This window comes from Bradyrhizobium sp. 45, assembly GCF_023073155.1.
GTDB lineage: Bacteria > Pseudomonadota > Alphaproteobacteria > Rhizobiales > Xanthobacteraceae > Bradyrhizobium > Bradyrhizobium canariense_D.
The window spans coordinates 354,852-374,028 of the sequence record NZ_JADPIX010000049.1 but is presented as its reverse complement, the minus strand read 5'-3'; the positions used below and the strand labels follow the sequence as shown (position 1 = coordinate 374,028).

General features: G+C 65.2%; 18 protein-coding genes. 3 read left to right on the top strand and 15 right to left on the bottom strand.

Annotated elements, in window-relative coordinates; translation table 11 throughout:
• Positions 1-171: 171 nt before the first annotated feature.
• The 13 genes from lnt to murJ form a co-directional block, all read right to left on the bottom strand.
• Positions 172-1,785: an apolipoprotein N-acyltransferase gene (gene lnt, locus IVB42_RS08170; protein WP_018455804.1), complete on the bottom strand. Its 1,614-nt coding sequence runs from the start codon at positions 1,783-1,785 to the stop codon at positions 172-174.
• Positions 1,782-2,900, bottom strand: coding sequence for a hemolysin family protein (locus IVB42_RS08165; RefSeq protein ID WP_026233030.1), 1,119 nt, complete (start codon positions 2,898-2,900; stop codon positions 1,782-1,784). Before IVB42_RS08165 ends, lnt begins: the two co-directional genes overlap by 4 nt.
• 1 nt (position 2,901) lies before the next feature.
• Positions 2,902-3,411: an rRNA maturation RNase YbeY gene (gene ybeY / locus IVB42_RS08160; protein WP_018455806.1), complete on the bottom strand. Its 510-nt coding sequence runs from the start codon at positions 3,409-3,411 to the stop codon at positions 2,902-2,904.
• A gap of 61 nt (positions 3,412-3,472) precedes the next feature.
• Complete coding sequence (locus tag IVB42_RS08155; protein WP_081747794.1) at positions 3,473-4,531, bottom strand: PhoH family protein; 1,059 nt, start codon at positions 4,529-4,531, stop codon at positions 3,473-3,475.
• A 4-nt stretch (positions 4,532-4,535) separates the two neighbouring features.
• The gene (gene miaB / locus IVB42_RS08150) at positions 4,536-5,924 is read right to left on the bottom strand and encodes a tRNA (N6-isopentenyl adenosine(37)-C2)-methylthiotransferase MiaB (protein WP_018455808.1); all 1,389 of its coding nucleotides are present in this window, start codon (positions 5,922-5,924) and stop codon (positions 4,536-4,538) included.
• A gap of 192 nt (positions 5,925-6,116) precedes the next feature.
• Positions 6,117-6,797: an HAD family hydrolase gene (locus IVB42_RS08145; protein WP_018455809.1), complete on the bottom strand. Its 681-nt coding sequence runs from the start codon at positions 6,795-6,797 to the stop codon at positions 6,117-6,119.
• Complete coding sequence (locus IVB42_RS08140) at positions 6,798-7,253, bottom strand: Fur family transcriptional regulator (RefSeq protein WP_007598312.1); 456 nt, start codon at positions 7,251-7,253, stop codon at positions 6,798-6,800.
• A 38-nt stretch (positions 7,254-7,291) separates the two neighbouring features.
• Positions 7,292-7,774 (bottom strand): ribosomal protein S18-alanine N-acetyltransferase, encoded by a 483-nt coding sequence (gene rimI, locus IVB42_RS08135; RefSeq protein WP_018455811.1) that lies wholly within the window; start codon positions 7,772-7,774, stop codon positions 7,292-7,294.
• A complete protein-coding gene (tsaB, locus tag IVB42_RS08130; protein WP_018455812.1) occupies positions 7,771-8,469 on the bottom strand; it encodes a tRNA (adenosine(37)-N6)-threonylcarbamoyltransferase complex dimerization subunit type 1 TsaB in 699 nt (232 codons plus the stop codon). The genes rimI and tsaB overlap by 4 nt, the downstream gene beginning before the upstream one ends.
• 85 nt (positions 8,470-8,554) lie before the next feature.
• Positions 8,555-9,124 (bottom strand): NifU family protein, encoded by a 570-nt coding sequence (locus IVB42_RS08125; RefSeq protein WP_026233032.1) that lies wholly within the window; start codon positions 9,122-9,124, stop codon positions 8,555-8,557.
• 174 nt (positions 9,125-9,298) lie between these two features.
• Positions 9,299-9,793, bottom strand: coding sequence for a universal stress protein (locus IVB42_RS08120; protein ID WP_018455814.1), 495 nt, complete (start codon positions 9,791-9,793; stop codon positions 9,299-9,301).
• A 108-nt stretch (positions 9,794-9,901) separates the two neighbouring features.
• The gene (gene trpS, locus IVB42_RS08115) at positions 9,902-10,954 is read right to left on the bottom strand and encodes a tryptophan--tRNA ligase (protein WP_018455815.1); all 1,053 of its coding nucleotides are present in this window, start codon (positions 10,952-10,954) and stop codon (positions 9,902-9,904) included.
• Between the two features lie 73 nt (positions 10,955-11,027).
• The gene (gene murJ, locus IVB42_RS08110) at positions 11,028-12,578 is read right to left on the bottom strand and encodes a murein biosynthesis integral membrane protein MurJ (RefSeq protein WP_247394111.1); all 1,551 of its coding nucleotides are present in this window, start codon (positions 12,576-12,578) and stop codon (positions 11,028-11,030) included.
• Between the two features lie 125 nt (positions 12,579-12,703).
• On the opposite strand from murJ, the gene IVB42_RS08105 reads away from it, so the two are divergent.
• A complete protein-coding gene (locus IVB42_RS08105) occupies positions 12,704-13,705 on the top strand; it encodes an adenosine kinase (protein WP_018455817.1) in 1,002 nt (333 codons plus the stop codon).
• Positions 13,706-13,838: 133 nt separating this feature from the next.
• Here the strand turns inward: IVB42_RS08105 and IVB42_RS08100 are convergent, their stop codons facing one another.
• On the bottom strand, positions 13,839-15,533 hold the full coding sequence (locus IVB42_RS08100) for an AMP-binding protein (RefSeq protein WP_018455818.1): 1,695 nt from the start codon (positions 15,531-15,533) through the stop codon (positions 13,839-13,841).
• A 79-nt stretch (positions 15,534-15,612) separates the two neighbouring features.
• Entirely contained in the window at positions 15,613-16,806 is a 1,194-nt protein-coding gene (locus IVB42_RS08095; protein ID WP_247398877.1) for a serine hydrolase domain-containing protein, read from the bottom strand.
• Between the two features lie 347 nt (positions 16,807-17,153).
• Here IVB42_RS08095 and IVB42_RS08090 point away from each other — a divergent pair, with 347 nt between their 5' ends.
• The gene (locus IVB42_RS08090) at positions 17,154-17,474 is read left to right on the top strand and encodes a hypothetical protein (protein ID WP_007603877.1); all 321 of its coding nucleotides are present in this window, start codon (positions 17,154-17,156) and stop codon (positions 17,472-17,474) included.
• Positions 17,475-17,596: 122 nt separating this feature from the next.
• Positions 17,597-19,090: an NAD-dependent succinate-semialdehyde dehydrogenase gene (locus tag IVB42_RS08085; RefSeq protein WP_018455820.1), complete on the top strand. Its 1,494-nt coding sequence runs from the start codon at positions 17,597-17,599 to the stop codon at positions 19,088-19,090.
• The last annotated feature ends 87 nt before the right edge of the window (positions 19,091-19,177 follow it).

The window sequence follows — 19,177 nt, the reverse complement described above, 5'->3', positions numbered from 1 at the left end:
AATGCCTGAGGTGTAAGCAACGTCAAAATCAGACCCTGTTATTGGGAAACATTGCGGAGAAATTTAGCAATACCCACTGTCTTTTGCAGCCGGTGCAGAATGAGGAGGCCGCGTGCAGTCTGTCAACCGTGGGACTACGGTTGTCAAAAGCTATCGGCCGCGGCTGCGTGATCAGGGACGCCGTTTGGCAACACGTCGGCGGACCGCCAGAAACACGGCGAGCGCGACAAACATGGCCGCGGGGACATCGCCCACGCGCGCATAGATAGTCGGCGGGATCGCGGCGGGCAGATTTGCATCCAAAATGCCTTCGATCCCGAGACCGAGGCTGGCGACGATGCGTCCCACCGGATCGATCACTGCGGAAACGCCGGTATTGGCGGAGCGAACTAGCGGCAATCCGAGCTCGATCGCGCGCATCCGCGCCTGTTCGAGGTGTTGGTAGGGACCGGTCGAAATTCCGAACCAACCGTCATTGGTGAGATTCACGATCCAGCCCGGACGTTCATTGCGTCCGGCCACCTCGCCGGGAAAGATTGCTTCGTAGCAGATCAGCGGCAGCGCGGACGGCGCGCCGGGGACCGGCAGCGCATGGCGCACGGTGCCGGCAATGAAGCCGCCGCGCACACGCGTGAGTTGCTCGAAACCGAGCTTCTCCATCAGGCCCTGGTAGGGAAGAAACTCGCCGAACGGCACCAAATGCAGCTTGTCGTACATAGAGAGCACGCTGCCGTCGTGGTCGATCACGTAGATCGAATTATAGGCGCGTGTGATCGGCGTGCCCCGCGGCAGGTCGGGCGCGCGGACAGAGCCCGTGATCAGCACCGTGCCCTTGGGCAGAAGCTCCGCGATTTGCGCCATCGCATCGGCTTCGCGAGTCAGGAAGAACGGAAAGGCGGATTCCGGCCAGATCAGGATGGTGGCATCGCGCACGCCGGTCGATTGCGGTCCGGAGGCGCGGTCCGACAAGGCCAGATATTTCTTCATCACCTCCGCCTTGGCGGCGTAGTTGAATTTCGCGTCCTGCTGGAGATCCGGCTGCATCAGGCGCAATTTGGGGCCCGCGACCATCGTGGTCGGATGCAGCGACAGGCGGATCGCGCCGAAGATACTCATGACCAGCAGGAGCGCCAGGGCCGCGGCCGGTGCGCGCCACGCCAGGCGGCGATCGGGCGTGCGGTCGATCAGCGCCGCGGGGCTTGCGAAGATCGCAACCGTCAGGAACGTCATGCCCCACAGGCCGATCAGCGACGCCGTTTGTGCCAGCGGCAGCGGCTCGGACAGCGCATAGCCGAACGCGTTCCAGGGAAAGCCGGTCAGCGCATGACCCCGCAGCCATTCCGTGATGGTGAGGCTTGCCGCGAGCGCAAGCACGCGCGTCGCGTTCTTGGTCCAGAGCAGGCGGGCGAGCGCAAAGCCCATTGCCGTGAAGATCGACAGATAGGCCGGCAGGCCCAGCACGGCGAACGGCGTCAGCCAGGCGAATACATCGGCGTCGACGAAGAAGGCGTAGCCGATCCAGTAGAGGCCGGGCACGAAATAGCCGAGGCCGAACCAGTAGCCGGTAAGCGCCGCGGCGGGGACGCCGCGATATCGTCCGGCGCCGGCGCCGTCGATCAGCCAGACCAACACCGGGAAGGTGATGAACAGTACCGGGAAGGCGTTGAACGGCGCCAGCGCCAGCACCGAGAGCGCGCCGGCAGCCATCGCGACGAGCGCGCGCTTCCATCCCCAGGTCAGGATGATGGCAAGCGCGATCTGGCGAAATCGCTGGAAAGGGCTCACTGCGGACCGGTCCCGTCGCTTGGCGGCGGGGTGGGCGTGTCGCTGGCCGTCGGCTGGCTGCCATCCGGCGCAGCCTCGCGGCGCCGGCTCTCGCGCTGGGTGCGCGGCGCGGGACGCTCCTTTCGCGTCGAGATCCGCAGTCGCTTGACCCGGCGCGGATCGGCATCGAGCACCTCGATCTCGTAATGGCCGGGGCCCGAGATCACCTCGCCGCGCACCGGCAGGCGCCCGACGAAGCTGACGAGATAGCCGCCCAGCGTCTCCACTTCCTCGCCGGCCTCGCCGGTGACGAAGTCCTCGCCGATCACGGTGCGGACGTCGTCGAGGCTGGCGCGGGCGTCGGCGATGAAGGCGTTGTCGGGCAACCGCACGATCGAGGGCGGCTCGTCGCTGTCATGCTCGTCGTCGATCTCGCCGACGATCTGCTCGACGATGTCCTCGAGCGAGACCAGGCCGTCGCTGCCGCCATATTCGTCGACCACCAGCGCCAGATGGATGCGGGTGGCCTGCATCTGCGCAAGCAGGTCGATCGCCCGCATCGACGGCGGCACGTAGAGCAGCTTGCGGATGATGCGCGCTTCCTCGAGCGGCAGCGCGAGATCGACCGTACGCAGATCGAGCCCGGCCGGCAGCGGTTTCTTGCGCTTGGTTTTCGTGACCCCCGACACGCGCGCACGCGCGGTCATGAAGGCGAGCAGATCGCGGATATGGACGATGCCGACGGGATCGTCGAGCGTCTCGTTGTAGACCACGAGGCGCGAATGGCCGGCGCTCTCGAAACGGTCCATCAACTCGCCGAGCGGGATGTCGCGCTTGACCGCGACGATGTCGGCGCGATGCACCATGACGTCGGCGATGCGACGCTCGTGCAGGCCGAGGATGTTGCGCAGCATGGTGCGCTCGACCGTCGAGAAGCCGGTGTCGTCGGGCGTCGTGGCGTCGAGCACGACCTGGAGGTCGTCGCGCACCGAACCTGCCTTCCAGCCGAACAGGCTGCGAATGGCACGCAGCAGCCAGCCCTCCGCGGTCGGGCGCATCACCTCGCCTGAGGTCACCACGACCGGTAAATTGGCCGTGTTGCGCGGATTGTCGTGAGTCGGGTCCGAATCCGGCATCTCAATGCGTCCCTGGGCGGTCGGCATAGGGGTCGGGAATGCCGAGATGAGCCAGGATCTCTCGTTCGAGCGCTTCCATTTCCTCGGCGTCGTCTTCGTTTTCGTGGTCGTAGCCGACCAGATGCAGGAAACCGTGCACGGCGAGATGGCTCAAATGATGATCGAACGGCTTTTGTTCCTCGTCCGCCTCACGCCGCATGGTCTCGTAGGCGATCGCGATGTCGCCCAGCATGCGCGGCGCATCGCCAGGCTTCCAGTCGCCTTCCGGCTGCAGCGCGGGAAACGACAGCACGTTGGTCGGCTTGTCGATGCCGCGCCAGTTGCTGTTCAGGGTGCGGATGCCGGCATCATCGGTCAGCATCACCGCCACTTCCGCCTCCGCAACGTCTTCGTCGACATTCTCGGCGGCGGCCGCCACGGCGCGCTGGATCACGGCTTCGGATTCGGGCTCCCGCTGCCAGCAATCGGCGACGACGAGGACCTCGGTGATGGGAAGGTTGGGGTGTGACATTGTCCTTGTTCCGAACGAAGGGGCGCCGTGTCCGCGCCCATATGGTCCGGTTGCTGTCTCGTCAGGATTTACCGGCGGCCGGCCGCTGCGGCGACCCTTCGTAGGCGGAGACGATCCGCGCCACGAGCTCGTGGCGGATCACGTCTTCGGCCTTGAAATGAACTTGCGCAATGCCTTCGACGCCGCTCAGCAGGCGCGTCGCCTCGGCGAGGCCCGAGGTCTGGCCGTTCGGCAAGTCGATCTGCGAGGGATCGCCGGTGACGATCATGCGGCTGTTCTCGCCAAGGCGGGTCAAGAACATCTTCATCTGCATGGACGTGGTGTTTTGCGCCTCGTCCAGGATGATGGCCGCGTTGGTCAGCGTGCGACCGCGCATGAAGGCGAGTGGCGCGATCTCGATCTCGCCGGTCTGCAGCGCGCGCTCGACAATGCGCGCGTCCATCAGGTCATAGAGCGCGTCGTAGATCGGGCGGAGATAAGGATCGACCTTCTCGCGGAGATCGCCGGGCAAAAAGCCGAGCCGCTCGCCGGCTTCCACCGCCGGGCGCGACAGGATGATCTTGTCGACTTCCTTGCGCTCGAATAGCTGCGCGGCATGCGCGACCGCGAGCCAGGTCTTGCCGGTGCCGGCGGGGCCGATGCCGAACACCAGCTCGTGGCGCTTCAGCGCGCGGATATAGGAATCCTGCGCCGCCGTGCGCGCACGCACCGGGCGCTTGCGCAGATTGATGCTGTCGAAGGTGGATTTGGCCGACTTGGCATCGAACTCGAACAGCGAGCCCTGCGCGATCACGGCACGGATCGCGCCCTCGACCTCGCCCTGGTCGAGATCCTGTCCCTTCACGGCCTGGGCGTAGAGCGTCTCCAGCACCCGGCGCGCGGCATCGCAGCCGTCGCGCGAGCCGCCAATCGTGATGTGGTTGCCCTTGGAATCGACGACGACGCCAAGCCGCCGTTCGATCTGTGCCAGATGCTGGCCATAAGGGCCAACTAGCGCGGACGCGGCGCGGTTGTCGTCGAAATCGATGACGACCTGGGTCTCGGGCGGAACCTGCATGTCGCGGTCAAATTTGCGGCTGGGAGCGATGGAAGAAGACGAATCCGATGCGCTTTTGGGCAAGGGTTCAGGCTCCAGTGGCGATGGGCGATAAAGCGGGCTCGTGCGCCATGGCGAGCTCACCGAGGAAGCTGTAGCGTTCGAGACTGTCGATCCGGACCGGCAGGATCTGTCCGATGATGTCCGGGGAGGCCATCACATGCGCGGGCTGGAGGAAGGCGGTGCGGCCGACGATCTGGCCGTCCTTGCGGGCCGGGCGCTCGAACAGCACATCGACCGTTGAGCCAATCGCAGCCTTGTTGAAGGCCGATTGCTGGCTGTCGATCAGTTCCTGGAGCCGCTCCAATCGCTGGTCCATCTCGGAGGGGGACACCGTCTCCTGCATGTCCGCGGCCGGCGTTCCCGGCCGGGCGGAGTATTTGAACGAATATGCCGCAGCGTAGCCGATTTGCGTGACAAGCGCGAGGGTCGCGAGAAAATCTTGCTCGCTCTCGCCGGGGAAGCCGACGATAAAATCTGATGAGAAAGCAATGTCTTGGCGTGCGGACCGGAAACGGTCGACGACACGCCGATAATCATCGGCGGTATGTTTCCGGTTCATGGCAGCCAGAATCCGGTCCGAGCCCGACTGCACCGGCAGGTGCACGAACGGCATCAAGGCATGGAGATCGCGATGGGCTGCAATCAGACTGTCATCGACATCGCGCGGATGGCTGGTCGAATAACGCAGCCGCGCGACGCCCGGGAGCGCCGCGAGGTGCTCCAGCAGCCTGCCGAGCGGCCAGCTTTTTCCGTCCGGTCCCTCGCCGTGATAGGCGTTGACGTTCTGTCCGATCAGCGTGAGCTCGCGCACGCCGTTCTCGGTGAGCCGCTTCACGTCGTCGACGATCTTTGTCACCGGCCGCGAGACTTCCGAGCCACGCGTGTAAGGCACGACGCAGAAGGTGCAGAACTTGTCGCAGCCTTCCTGCACCGTGACGAAAGCGGAAATGCCGCGGGCGCGGATCGCGCCGGGCTTGGGCTGGGCCAGGAAGCCGAACTTGTCCTGAGCCGGGAATTCGGTCTCGATGGCGCGGCCTTCATTGCCGGCGCGCTTCAACAGCTGCGGCAAATGATGATAGCTCTGCGGTCCCACCACGACGTCGACCGCGGGTGCACGGCGCACGATCTCCTCGCCCTCGGCCTGTGCCACGCAGCCTGCGACCGCGATCTGCATGGTACGCCCGTCGCGCGCGGCGGCGTCCTTGGCGACGCGCAGGCGGCCGAGCTCCGAATAGACCTTTTCCGAGGCCTTCTCGCGGATATGGCAGGTGTTGAGGATGACGAGGTCGGCGTCATCAGCGCTGGCCGTCTCCACGAATCCTTCCGGGGCCAGCGTGTCCACCATGCGCTGGGCATCGTAGACGTTCATCTGGCAGCCATATGATTTGATGTGCAGCTTGCGCGGCGGCGTCATGGAATCCGGAATTGAGGTGGAGGACCGCCCTCAGATATAGGCTGGGGAGGCGAAAATCCAGCGATTGGCGCCCTTTGGGCTGTCATTCCGGGGCGAGCGCTGGCGGGAAGTGCGGAATCCCGCCAAAACCTCGGGATTCCGGGCGTGTGCGTGTCCCGGCAGCCGCCAGCTGCACTCAGAAAATACCCTGAATCAGCCCGCCAGGGTGTCCGCCGCGACCCGCCGGACCAGCTCCGGCAATTGCCGCATATCGTCGAACGTCAATCCGGCCCCGGCGGCCCGGAGCCTTTCAGCGTGGCCCGGCGGGCAATGGCTGCCACCGTGAAAGCCCAGCACGGTCATCCCGGCGGCATGCGCGCCGGTCACCCCGGGGACGCTGTCCTCGATCACGAGGCACCGCTCCGGCGCGACTTTCATCTGCGCGGCGGCGAACAGAAAAAGATCGGGCGCGGGCTTGCCGCGCGCGACCTGGCTCGCGGAAAAGATGTTCGGCGCAAGCAGATCGTAGAGACCGGCGCAGGTCAGGCCATGATGGATCTTCTCCGGCGTGCCGCTCGACGCAACGCATTTGGGCAAATCGATTGCGCCAATCGCTGCGGCCACATGGGTGATCGGCTGCAAATCGCTGGCATAAAATTGCAGCGTCGCAGCATTCACTTGGCTTTCGAGATCATCGGGAAGATTGCGGCCGATCTCCTGTTCGACCATTCGCCGTGCATCTTTCTCGGATACGCCGAGGAAGCGGACCAGCACCTGCTCCGATGTGATCGGATAGCCGTGCCTCGACAGCACATCTGCATGCGCGCGACAGGAGATCACCTCGCTGTCCACGAGCACGCCGTCGCAATCGAAGATGACGAGATCGATCGCCACTTAACTTGTGGGTTTGTCGTCGTCGAGCGGGACGCAATAGAGTTCGAGCCGATGATCGACCAGCTTGTAGCCGAGCTTGCGGGCGATCTCCGCCTGGAGCTTCTCGATCTCCTCGGAGGTGAACTCGATCACCTTGCCGTCGCGCAGGTTGATGAGGTGGTCGTGATGGCTGTCGCGCATCTGCTCGTAGCGCGCGCGGCCTTCGCGGAAATCATGGCGCTCGATGATGCCCGCATCTTCGAACAGCTTGACGGTCCGATACACGGTCGAGATCGAGATCTTGTCGTCGACCGCGACACAGCGGCGATATAGTTCCTCCACATCGGGATGATCGACCGCCTCCGCGAGCACGCGGGCGATGACACGACGCTGCTCGGTCATGCGCATGCCTGTGGCGGCACAGCGCGCCTCGATGCCGGACGCCTTGGAAGCGGGGGAAGGTTTAAGACCAGTCATGTGATGTCCGCCTGACGGGGCGCTTTCTGCCATCAATGTTACGACAAGTCACGTCGCATCAGAAGTGCGTTCAATTGTTCCCCGTTCGGCTGCTTATAGTAGCGTTCGCGGCGTCCGACCACCATGAATCCGGCTCGGTCGTAGAGCCGCCGCGCCGGCTGGTTATTTTCCTCGACCTCAAGAAATATTGTGCGCACGCCGCGTCCTGCCAGGTGGCCGAGATGGGTCATCAGCAGCGTGCGAGAGAGGCCGCGGCCGCGATGGGCCTGATCGACCGCGATCGAGAGAATCTCTGCTTCGTCTGCGCCGATCCGCGACACCGCGAAGCCCACGGTCTTGCGGCCGAGCCGCAACCGGTGCACCAGCGTGTTGCGCTCGCTGAGCATGCTCTCGAACTCGCCTTCGCCCCAACCGCGCGCGAAGGAGGCGCCGTGGAGTTGCGCAAGCCGTGCGACGTCGCGCGCGACAGCCGGCTCGACGACGGCCGTACCGCCGCGCCACCATTCCGACAACCATTTCATCGTGAGCTTGCGGCTTGTGCTGCAAGCGGCAGTTGTGCGGGCGGCTTTGCGTCGGGCGCCCGCAGATAGAACGGCCGCGCCGGATTTGTCGCGGGATCGGCGGCGGCGCCAAGCCATGCGACCCAGCCGATGTCGGGCGCGGGCTGCGCGTCGACCGCGACCGGCTGCGGCATATCTTTCGGCCAGCGCTCGGCGAGGATCTTCGCGGCATTGCCGACCAGATGCGGCGCGCCGAATTGCGACGCCGCGATCGCCTCGTCGATGGGAGCGACGCCCGGCCGCACCAGCTGACTGCCGTCACCGGCCACGATCTGGAAATAGACGTGGTCGTGCCGCGCGTCGATCGCCGAGATCACCGGCGCCGCTCCGCTCTGGCCGACGACGGCGGCGGCATAGGCCGACAAGGTGGTCAGGCCGACGGCGGGCCGCTTCGCAGCAAGCGCAAGGCCGCGGGCGGCCGAAATGCCGACGCGCAGGCCGGTGAAACTTCCGGGGCCCATGGTGACCGCGATGCGCTCGAGCGCTGTGAAGGCGAGGTTGGCTGACTGCATCACGCGCGCGATCATCGGCATCAGCGCTTCGGCGTGGCCGCGCTTCATCAGAAGCTGCTCCTGCGCGAGGAGCTGGCCGGCATCGGTGTCGAGAACGGCAACCGCGCACGCTTCCAGCGCGGTATCGATGGCAAGGATCAGCATGGAACGATGGTAGCACCATCCGTCATGGAATGCTCGTCATCATGGCCGGGCTTGTCCCGGCCGTCCACGCCTTTGCGGCCCCAGCCTACATCGGCCGGACTTCGACCACGTCGGGGACGAAGTGCTTGAGCAGGTTCTGGATGCCGTGCTGGAGCGTCGCGGTCGATGACGGGCAGCCGGCGCAGGAGCCCTTCATGTTGAGATAGACGATACCATCCTTGAAGCCGCGGAAAGTGATGTCGCCGCCGTCATTGGCGACCGCTGGCCGCACGCGGGTCTCGATCAGATCCTTGATCATGTCGACCGTCTCGGCATCGGCTTCGTCAAAGAACTCGTCCTCTTCGTCGAGATCGACATCGCTCGCGGCCGCACCGTCGGCGAGCAGCGGCGCGCCGGACATGTAGTGCTCCATGATGGCGCCGAGGATCGCGGGCTTGAGCTGTTGCCATTCACCGTTCGCCTTGGTCACGGTGATGAAGTCCGAGCCGTAGAACACGCCGGTGACGCCGGGGACTTCGAACAGCTTTTCGGCGAGCGGCGAGCGTGCGGCCGATTCGCGGTTGGCAAATTCCATCGGTCCGCCGTCGACCACGACGCGGCCGGGAATGAACTTCAGCGTGGCGGGATTGGGGGTGGCTTCGGTTTGAATGAACATGGTTTTCTCCAGACGTCGCCGGTTCAAGGCCGGCGCGTGCTCTATCCACTAGCAGATGGCGACGGCGAACGCACGGTCAAGGGGTAAGCTGGCCGTTCACCTGTTATATCAGCGGGTTAGGGTACCCGCTTCTTCCCTCTGCCGGCTAACGGGGCGAGGCGAACGAGCAGCAGTCTAGGACAGCGAATCCACGCTCTGGTCGCTGAGCGCGCCGGAAATGACCGTCACCGGCACCGGGAACGTGCCCAGCGCGTGCGCGAGCAGCGCGACCAATGGCCCCGGGCCTTCCGCGCCCGGGTTCGCGGCGAGCACCAGCATGGCGATGTCGGGGTCCTCGTCGATCACCGCCAGCAGCTGTTCCATCGCAGCGCCTTCGCGGATCACCCGTTCCGGCGTGATCGCGGCGATGCCGTTGGCGCGGCCGGCGGCACGGTCGAGCGCGGCTTCGGCCGCCTCATGCGCTTCGGCGCGCATGATGTCGGCGACCCCCAGCCATTCCTGGCTCTGCTGTTCGGGCTCGATGATGCGGAGCATCACCACGCCGCCACCGGCCCGAATCGCCCAGCGGCTGGCGTAATAGACCGCGCGATCCCATTCGGCGGTGTCGTCGACGATGACGAGGCATTTGGGCTTGTGACCCGGCTCGAAGCAAAGTCGCTTGCTGGTCATGCATGTCCCGGAATGTCCACGCTGACATGCTGCCACACTCCGTCGTACTTGGGGAGAGCAGAAGCGAGCCGGCGCCGTGGCGTCGGCCGCGTTTTCGCGAACTTATTATCAGCGCCGACGGATGAAGCCCACGATGTCCTTCGAGAGCGTCATGGTCTCGTCGGCAATCGCGCGCGCGCGGTCGGCGCCATCGTTCAGGATCGCGTCGATATGGCCGGGGTCGGCGACGAGGCGCTTCATCTCGCCGGCAATCGGCGCGAGCTTCGTGACGCACAAATCCACCAGCGCGTTCTTGAAGCTGGAGAACTGGCCGCCGCCGAAATCCCTGAGCACGTCGGCCTTGGAGCGGCCGGAGAGCGCGGCGAAGATACCGACGAGATTGTCGGCCTCGGGACGCGCTTCCAGACCCTTCTCCTCGGTCGGCAGCGGCTCCGGGTCGGTCTTGGCCTTGCGGACCTTCTGCGCGATGGTGTCGGCGTCGTCGGTCAGATTGATGCGCGAATTATCCGACGCATCCGACTTCGACATCTTCTTGGTGCCGTCGCGCAAGCTCATCACGCGCGTCGCCGGGCCCGTGATCAAGGGTTCCGGCAGCGGGAAGAACAGGCCGTCATTGGCGCCGAGGTTGCGGATCGACTCAGCGAAGTCGTTGTTGAACTTCTGCGCGATGTCGCGCGACAGCTCGAGATGCTGCTTCTGGTCCTCGCCGACCGGCACGTGGGTGGCGCGGTAGAGCAGAATGTCAGCCGCCATCAGCACGGGATAGTCGAACAGACCGACGGAGGCGTTCTCGCGGTCCTTGCCGGCCTTCTCCTTGAACTGGGTCATACGGCCGAGCCAGCCCATGCGCGCGACGCAGTTGAAGATCCAGGCGAGCTCGGCGTGGCCCGAGACCTGGCTCTGGTTGAACACGATGTGCTTGCTCGGATCGATGCCGCTGGCGATGAACGCCGCGGTCACCTCGCGGGTGTTGCGCGCGAGCTCGACTGGTCCGCCCCAGACGTCCACGCCCTGCGTGATCGCGTGCATGTCGACGACGCAATAGATGCAGTTGTGGGTTTCCTGCATCTTCACGAAGTTGACGATTGCGCCGAGATAATTGCCGAGGTGCAGATTGCCCGTCGGCTGGACGCCCGAAAAAACCCGTTCAACGAATGGCATGGCAGCTTCCCTGCAAGATACGGGGCGTCGTTTCCAACAGCGGCGCTGCCCCGTCAAGGGAATTTCGCTGACTTCAGGCGCCGGGATCGGGCTGGGCGGGGCGCTTCAAGGCACCGGCCGCCTCGCGCCAGGACGCGACGCGGAGGATTTGCAGGAGCAAGCCATAGACGACGATTCCGGCGGCGATCTGTGATCCCAGCGCAATGAAGCGGATGAGCCCATGGGCCTGTGAAGGCAAGAGGCCCGCGGTCAGCCACAGCAGGCCGCCCATGGCGAGCGCGGCGAGCACGATTCGCGGCAGCCGCTTGCGGGCGGCGGCGTCGACCGAGAAGCCGAATTCACGCGTGCCTTTCCGGAGCAGCGAGATCGCACTGCTCCAGGCGCCGGCGGCAATGCTGGCGGCGATCCCGCTCGCGCCGAAGAAGTGACCGAGCAGGATCGCGAGCGCGACCGCGACCACGAACCCTTTCGCGGTCGCAAGCAGCGGCGTCATCGTGTCGCTGCGGGTAAAATAGGTCGGGGACAGCGCCTTGATCAGCACGTGCGCCGGCAGTCCCAGCGCCAGCCACATCAGGGCGCGCGCCGTGGTCGCGCTGTCCTCCGCGCCAAAGGCGCCGTGTTCAAACAGCAGCCGCACGATCGGCTCGGCCAGCACGATCAGGCCGAGCGTCGCCGGCAATGCCAGCCCGGTCGCGAGTTCCAGCGCACGCGATTCCGCATACGCAACCGCGTCACGGTGACCGCTCCTCACCGCGCGCGTCAGCTCCGGCACCAGCACCGTACCCATGGCGACGCCGACAATGCCAAGCGGCAGCTCGATCAAGCGGTTGGCGAAATAGAGCCAGGAGACCGCGGCCGGCGTGGCGGAGGCGATGATCGCGCCGGCAACCATCAGCCATTGCGGGCCGGAGCTCGCGATCATGCCCGGGATCGCCTTGGCGAAGAAGCCGCGCATGTCCTTGTCGAAGCTCACGCGCAACGGTGTCGCCAGACGCGCACTTCGCTGCGACAGCAGCATCAGGAGCTGCAACAGGCCGGCGATGCCGACGGAGGCCGCCAATATCCACGCGGCGACGGTCGCGTCGACGTGCCACAGCAGGAGTGTTGTGCTCGCAGCGATCAGGGCGATGTTGAACAGCAGCGGCGAGAACGCGGTGAGTGCAAAGCGACCCTGCGCGTTGAGCAGGCCCATCAGCACCGTGACGGGTCCCGCGAAGGCAAGATAAGGCAGCATCAGCCGCGCATTCTGGACGGCGAGATCGAGCGATGCGCTGCCGACGAAGCCCGGCGCGATGATCATGATGATCAGCCGCATCAGCAGTGCAATCACGATTGAGATTGCGATCAGGCCCGCGCTCACGGAGCTGAGCACGCGTCCCGCGAACGCCGCGGCAGCCGCCTCGCCGTCGCGGTCACGAACGCGCAGCCAGGCCGGGATCAGCGCCGCATTCAGGGCCCCCTCGCTGAGCAGGCGCCGCACCACATTGACGAGCTGAAATGCCGCCAGAAACGCGTCCGCCACGGCGCCGGTGCCGAGCAGCGCCGCGATCAGGGAATCGCGTGCAAAGCCCAGCAGCCGTGAAGCCAGTGTCCCCGTCGAGACGGTCAGGAAGGAGCGGATCATCGGAACTGCATAATACCGTTGCTTGCCCGCGAAGGGCCGGCCGTGATAGGCCGCGAGCCAGATTTCAGACCGACAGGAAGCGGATTTCCGCGGGTATCGCAATCCGCCAAACAGGATCAAGGTGAATGGCTGACGTGAAATATGACGTTCTCGGCATCGGCAACGCGCTGTTCGACGTGCTGGTCAAGACCGACGAAGCCTTTCTGGGCAAGCACGGCATGACCAAGGGCAGCATGTCCCTGATCGACGAGGCGCGGGCCGCCGCCATCTACAAGGACATGGGCCCGGCGACGGAAGTTTCCGGCGGTTCGGCCGCCAACACCATCGTCGGCATCGGCAGCCTCGGGGCGCGCGCCGCCTATGTCGGCAAGGTCAAGGACGACCAGATCGGGAAGCTCTACGTCCACGACATCCGCGCGGCCGGCGTCGCCTTCAACACGCCCGCGGCGAAGGACGGTCCTGCGACCGGCTGCTCCTACATCCTGGTGACTGACGACGGCGAGCGCACCATGAACACCTATCTCGGCGCCGCGCAGGACCTGTCGCCCGCCGACATCGACCCGGCCGAGATCGCCGCGGCCGGCATCGTCTACCTCGAGGGCTATCTCTGGGACCCCAAGAACGCCAAGGACGCCTTCGTCAAGGCGGCCAAGATCGCTCATGATGCCAAGCGCAAGGTGGCGCTGACGTTGTCGGATTCCTTCTGCGTCGATCGTTATCGCGACGAGTTCCTGGGGCTGATGCGCAACGGCACCGTCGATATCGTGTTCGCGAACGAGTCCGAGCTGCATTCGCTCTACCAGACCTCGGACTTCGACACCGCGCTCAAGCAGCTGCGCAACGACGTCAATCTCGGCGTGGTCACCCGCAGCGAGAAAGGCTGCGTGGTGGTGACGCCAACTGACGCAGTCGCAGCCCCGGCGTCTCCGATCGCGAAACTCGTGGACACCACCGGGGCCGGCGATCTCTTCGCCGCCGGCTTCCTGTTCGGTCTGGCGCGCAACCTGCCCCACAAGCAGTGCGGCGAACTCGGCGCGCTCGCGGCCGCCGAAGTGATCCAGCACATCGGCGCGCGTCCACAGGTGTCGCTGAAGGAGCTCGCCGGGCAGCGCGGGCTGACGTCTTAAGGTGGAATAGCCTCATCCTCGCTGTCATCGCCCGGCTTGGCCGGGCGATCCAGTACTCCGAGACGGTCGTGATTCAATCGAGAAGCTTCGGCGTACTGGATTCCCCGCCTTCGCGGGGAATGACAGCTGCGGCTCACGCCGTCTTCGCGGCTTTCAGTCCAAGCCGTTGCTCCACGTCGTCGCGCATCAGGAATTTCTGGACCTTTCCGGTCACGGTCATCGGAAACTCGTCGACGAATTCCACGTACCGCGGAATCTTGTTGTGGGCGATCTGGCCGTCGCAGAAGGTGCGCACCTCTTCCTTCGTCAGCGTCTCGCCGGGCCTGACGCGGATCCAGGCGCAGAGCTCCTCGCCGTAGCGGGTATCCGCAACGCCAAAGATCTGCACGTCCTGAATCTTGGGATGGCGGTAGAGAAATTCCTCGATCTCGCGGGGATAGAGGTTCTCGCCGCCGCGGATCACCATGTCCTTGATGCGGCCGACGATGTTGCAATAACCCTGGTCGTCGATGATGGCGATGTCGCCGGTATGCATCCAGCCGTTGGCGTCGAGCACATCCGCGGTCTTCTCCGGCTCCTCCCAGTAGCCCAGCATCACGCTGTAGCCGCGGGTGCAGAGCTCGCCCCGTTCGCCGCGCTTGACGATCTTGCCCTCGAGATCGACGACCTTGACCTCGACATGCGGATGGATTCGCCCGACCGTCGAGACGCGGCGATCGAGCGGGTCGTCGACGGCGCTTTGGAAGCTGACCGGGCTCGTCTCGGTCATGCCATAGGCGATCGTGACCTCGCCCATGTTCATCTCGCTGTTGACGCGCTTCATCACCTCGATCGGGCAGGGTGCACCGGCCATGATGCCGGTGCGCAGCGATGTCAGATCGAAGTTTGAGAATTCGCCGTGGTCGAGTTCGGCGATGAACATGGTCGGCACACCGTACAGCGCGGTGCATTTTTCCTGCTCGATCGTCCGCAGCGTTGCGAGCGGATCAAACCCCTCGCCGGGATAGACCATCGTTGCGCCGAGCGTGACGGAGGCGAGGTTGCCCATCACCATGCCGAAGCAATGATAGAGCGGCACCGGAATGCAGATGCGGTCCTGTTCGGTCAGGCGCATGGCGCGGCCGACGAAATAGCCGTTGTTGAGAATGTTGTGATGGGTCAGCGTCACGCCCTTGGGCGATCCCGTCGTTCCGCTGGTGAACTGGATGTTGACGGCATCGTCGAATTGCAGCGAGGCACTGAGCGCGGCGAGCTGTTCGCGATGCAGGGTACCGCCCATGCCGGCGACCTCGTCGAACGGGACCGTGCCCGGGCAGGCGGGGCCGCCGATCTGGATCACGATGCGCAAGGCCGGCAGCCGCGCCGCGCGCAATTGCCCGGGCTTGGCGCTCGCGAGCTCCGGCAACAGCGTGTTGAGCATGTCCATGTAGTTGCTGGTCTTGAATGCCGTCGCGGTGACGATGGCGCTGCATCCGACCTTGTGAAGCGCGAATTCCAGCTCGCTCAGCCGGTAGGCCGGATTGATCGTCACCAGGATGAGGCCGGCCTTGGCGGCGGCAAACTGGGTCAGTGTCCATTCCGGCCGGTTCAGCGACCAGATGCCGATCCGCGCGCCGCGTTCGAGGCCGAGCGCGACAAAGCCGGCGGCGAGCGCGTCGACCCGCTGGGCAAACTCTCCCCATTTCCATCTCACGCCGTGGCTGGGCGAGACCAGCGCCTCACGATCGCTCCAGCGCCGCGCGGCCTGATCGAGGCTGCGCCCGATGGTGTCGCCGAGCAGCGGCGTGTCGGAGGTGCCGCAAACGTAACTGTCGGCTTTGTCTGCCAAGATCGTGTCCTCCAGTCAGCTGCGTGCACGGCCGGGACAACAAGCCCGGCCGTGACGCGTCGTGAGAGTCAGGCGCGCCTCACGCCGCCTTCTGCCCGCTTTCCGCATCGAGCCCGGCATAGACGCCGCGCTCGAAGCCGGCAAAAGCCTCGAGACACTTTGCGTCGGCGAATGGCAGCAGCTGCATCAGGATCACGCCGGTGACGTCGCGCGCCGGGTCGATCCAGTAATAGGTGTTGGCGAGGCCCGCCCAGGCGAGGCTGCCCGCGCTGCGGCCCTCGGCGGTCTTGGCGGTGTTGATCATGAAGCTGAGGCCCCACTTCTTCACCTGCTCCGGATAGAGATCGACGTCATTGGTGTACATCGGCGCCGCCGTGGTCATCTTGCCCATGGCGAGGTCGCCGATGTGGTTCTGCCCCATCGTCGCGATGGTCTCGGCCTTCAGCACCTGATTGCCGTTGCCGCGGCCCTTGTTCAGGATCATCTGGGTAAACTTGATGTAGTCGGCCGCGGTCGAATAAAGGCCGCCGCCGCCCATGTGGAATTCCGGCTCCTGCTCGAGCTCGAACGGGATCGCGGCGAGCTGGCCATCCTCGCCGCGCGCATGCATGCCGACCAGACGCTTGCGCATGTCGTCGGTGATCTTGAAAGCGGTATCGCTCATGCCGAGCGGTGCGAACAGATTGTCGCGCAGATAGGCATCGAGGCGCTTGCCGCTGACGGCTTCCACCGCCTTGCCGACGAAATCGATATTGGTGCCGTATTCCCAGCGCGTGCCGGGGTCGGTCATAACCGGCGTCTTCAACGCCGCGTTCTGGCAGGTGGTGATGGCGGGGATGCCGGATTTCTCGAGATGGATCGCGAGATCGCCGTTCCACATGTTGTAGGCAAAGCCGGCGGTGTGGGTCATGAGCTGGCGCAGCGTGATCGGCCCCTTGGCCGGCCGCAGCTTGGCTTCGCCCTTGGCATCGAAACCTTCGAGCACCTGCGGCTTGGCGAGATCGGGCAACACCTCGCCGATCGGCGCATCCAGCGACAGCTTGCCTTGCTCGACGAGCTGCATCGCGCCCGCTGATGTCACCGCCTTCGTCATCGATGCGATCCAGAACACGCTGTCGGCGGTCATCGCATCCGGCTTGGACAGGTCGCGTTTGCCGAACGCGCCCTGATACAGCACCTCGGTACCGCTGGCGGCGATGGCGACGACGCCGGGAATCTCCCTGGCCTCGCTCTTCTGGCGCAGAATCTCGTCGATCTCAGCTTTGCCTTGCATCCGCGTTTCCTCCGGTTTGATTATTGTTGGAAGCGATCGATTGTCCTCCCGCGTGCGCCGCGCGGCAAGCACATCCGCGTACCTGCCGCGGTCGCGATGTCGTGACTTGACGGTCGGCTCCCCTCGCACGACGACAAGGCGGCTGACCTGCAACACTCCGTCACAATCTGTGGTGGATGGCCGCAACCAGCCGTGACCGTGGATGGGTGCTGGCGAGATGTTTCGACTGTTTGAAGCACTTGAAACATTTTGTGAGCTGCGGCGTTCAGCTCTCGGCCGATCGACGGTCGACGTTAAGACTTGATGCAAATTGGCGGCCGCCCACCGGCCGCGAGGGGGGACCTCAGATGATTTCGACCTGGAGCGAATGGAAGCGCTATCCCCGTCCCGGACGGGGCGAGAATCTCGAAGCGCCGATCGCGCCCGGCATCTACGAGGTCCGCATCGCCGGCACCGGCGCACTTTATTCCTTCGGCGCTGTCGACAATCTGGCACAGGCGCTGGCGCTGCTGCCGGTCGGTTCAAAGTCCTGGTTCGGCCGCCGCAACGCGTCCGACGTTCCTGATCTCGAATACCGGACCTGCGCAACCTCCTCGAAGGCCGACGCCAAGGCCGCCGCCGAGCGCATGATCGGGCGGCGCGAGACCTATCTGAGCGGCGCGGCGTAACTCCGCCGCTCCGAGCCTGGCTCCCAGCAGATGTGCGTTGCGGGACGGTGCATTGCGCGCCGCGTCTCCCTATATTCCGGCCGAACCGGAACAGCCCGCAAAAGCCCCGCAGGAGCAACGCCATGACCCCGACCGCCGCCGCACGTGCCCAGCACGCCACGTCCAATCTGCGCGACCGGTTGAAGGACCCGTCGCTGCTGAAGGAGGCCTGTTACATCGACGGCACCTGGGTCGGCTCGCCGGTCTTCGCCGTCAACAATCCCGCAACCGGCATCGAGCTTGCAAAGGTTCCGCAGCTTTCGGCCGATGACGCCACCAGGGCGGTCGAGGCCGCCGAGCGCGCGTTCCCGGGCTGGGCCAAGCACACCGCCAAGCAGCGCTCCAATATTTTGCGCAAATGGTTCGAGCTGATCATCGCCAATCGCGAGGACCTCGCGCTGATCCTCACCTCCGAGCAGGGCAAGCCGCTCGCCGAAGCGCTCGGCGAGGTCGACATCGGCGGCGCCTATGTCGAATTTTTCGCCGAGGAGGCCCGCCGCGTCTATGGCGAGACGATTCCGACGCAGCGGCCGGATGCGCGCTTGCTCGCGATCAAGCAGCCGATCGGCGTCTGCGGCGCGATCACGCCGTGGAATTTCCCGAACTCGATGATCACACGAAAGGTTTCGCCGGCGCTTGCGGCCGGGTGCACCGTGGTGCTGAAGCCCGCCAATGAAACGCCGCTGTCGGCGCTGGCGCTTGCCGCGCTCGCGGAGAGAGCCGGCGTGCCCAAGGGTGTGTTCAACATCGTCACGGGCGATGCAGCGCCGATCGGCAAGGTGTTGTGCGAGCATCCGGCCGTGCGTTTCGTCGGCTTCACCGGCTCGACCGCGGTCGGCAAGATTCTCTACCGGCAGGCCTCCGTCGGCGTGAAGCGGCTCGGCCTCGAGCTCGGCGGCAACGCGCCGTTCGTGGTGTTCGACGACGCCGACATCGATGCGGCGGTCGACGGCGCGATCGTCTCGAAATACCGCAACATGGGCCAGACCTGCGTCTGCGCCAACCGCATCTACGCCCAGGACAAGATCTACGACGAGTTCGTGCAGAAGCTGTCGAAGAAAGTCGCGGCGATGAAGATCGGTGACGGTACCGAGAACGGCGTCACGCAGGGCCCACTGATCAATTTGAAAGCGGTCGACAAGGTCGAGCGCCATATCGCGGACGCCGTCAAGCGCGGCGCCAGGATCGTCACCGGCGGCAAGCGCAGCGAGCTCGGGCGTTCGTTCTTCGAGCCGACGGTGCTTGCCGACGTCGAGCCGGACTCGCTGGTGGCGCAGGAGGAAACCTTCGGCCCGCTCGCACCGGTGATCCGCTTCAAGGACGAGGCCGACGTCATCGCGATGTGCAACGCCTCGCCGTTCGGGCTCGCCTCCTACTTCTACTCCCGCGATCTCGGCCGCGTCTGGCGTGTCGCCGAGGCGCTGGAATCCGGCATGGTCGGCGTCAACACCGGCCTGATCACCACCGAAGTGGCGCCCTTCGGCGGCGTCAAGGAAAGCGGCCTCGGCCGCGAAGGCTCGCATCACGGCATGGAAGAATATGTCGAGATCAAATATGTGATGATGGCGGGGGTTTAGCTGCTGGTCGCCGTGGCCTGAAACGCGGCATCTACGGCGTTCGCCGTCCTCCCGTGAGGGCCTAACGTTCTCTGCAGCAGGGCTCAA

Excerpts from the sequence above, each read along its gene's own strand:
- IVB42_RS08095 (WP_247398877.1), bottom strand. The coding sequence starts at position 16,806 with ATGCAAGGCAAAGCTGAGATCGACGAGATTCTGCGCCAGAAGAGCGAG.
- IVB42_RS08120 (WP_018455814.1), bottom strand. The coding sequence starts at position 9,793 with ATGACCAGCAAGCGACTTTGCTTCGAGCCGGGTCACAAGCCCAAATGC.
- IVB42_RS08125 (WP_026233032.1), bottom strand. The coding sequence starts at position 9,124 with ATGTTCATTCAAACCGAAGCCACCCCCAATCCCGCCACGCTGAAGTTC.
- rimI (WP_018455811.1), bottom strand. The coding sequence starts at position 7,774 with ATGAAATGGTTGTCGGAATGGTGGCGCGGCGGTACGGCCGTCGTCGAG.
- IVB42_RS08165 (WP_026233030.1), bottom strand. The coding sequence starts at position 2,900 with ATGCCGGATTCGGACCCGACTCACGACAATCCGCGCAACACGGCCAAT.
- ybeY (WP_018455806.1), bottom strand. The coding sequence starts at position 3,411 with ATGTCACACCCCAACCTTCCCATCACCGAGGTCCTCGTCGTCGCCGAT.
- IVB42_RS08085 (WP_018455820.1), top strand. The coding sequence starts at position 17,597 with ATGACCCCGACCGCCGCCGCACGTGCCCAGCACGCCACGTCCAATCTG.
- tsaB (WP_018455812.1), bottom strand. The coding sequence starts at position 8,469 with ATGCTGATCCTTGCCATCGATACCGCGCTGGAAGCGTGCGCGGTTGCC.
- miaB (WP_018455808.1), bottom strand. The coding sequence starts at position 5,924 with ATGACGCCGCCGCGCAAGCTGCACATCAAATCATATGGCTGCCAGATG.
- IVB42_RS08140 (WP_007598312.1), bottom strand. The coding sequence starts at position 7,253 with ATGACTGGTCTTAAACCTTCCCCCGCTTCCAAGGCGTCCGGCATCGAG.
- IVB42_RS08105 (WP_018455817.1), top strand. The coding sequence starts at position 12,704 with ATGGCTGACGTGAAATATGACGTTCTCGGCATCGGCAACGCGCTGTTC.
- trpS (WP_018455815.1), bottom strand. The coding sequence starts at position 10,954 with ATGCCATTCGTTGAACGGGTTTTTTCGGGCGTCCAGCCGACGGGCAAT.
- murJ (WP_247394111.1), bottom strand. The coding sequence starts at position 12,578 with ATGATCCGCTCCTTCCTGACCGTCTCGACGGGGACACTGGCTTCACGG.
- IVB42_RS08090 (WP_007603877.1), top strand. The coding sequence starts at position 17,154 with ATGATTTCGACCTGGAGCGAATGGAAGCGCTATCCCCGTCCCGGACGG.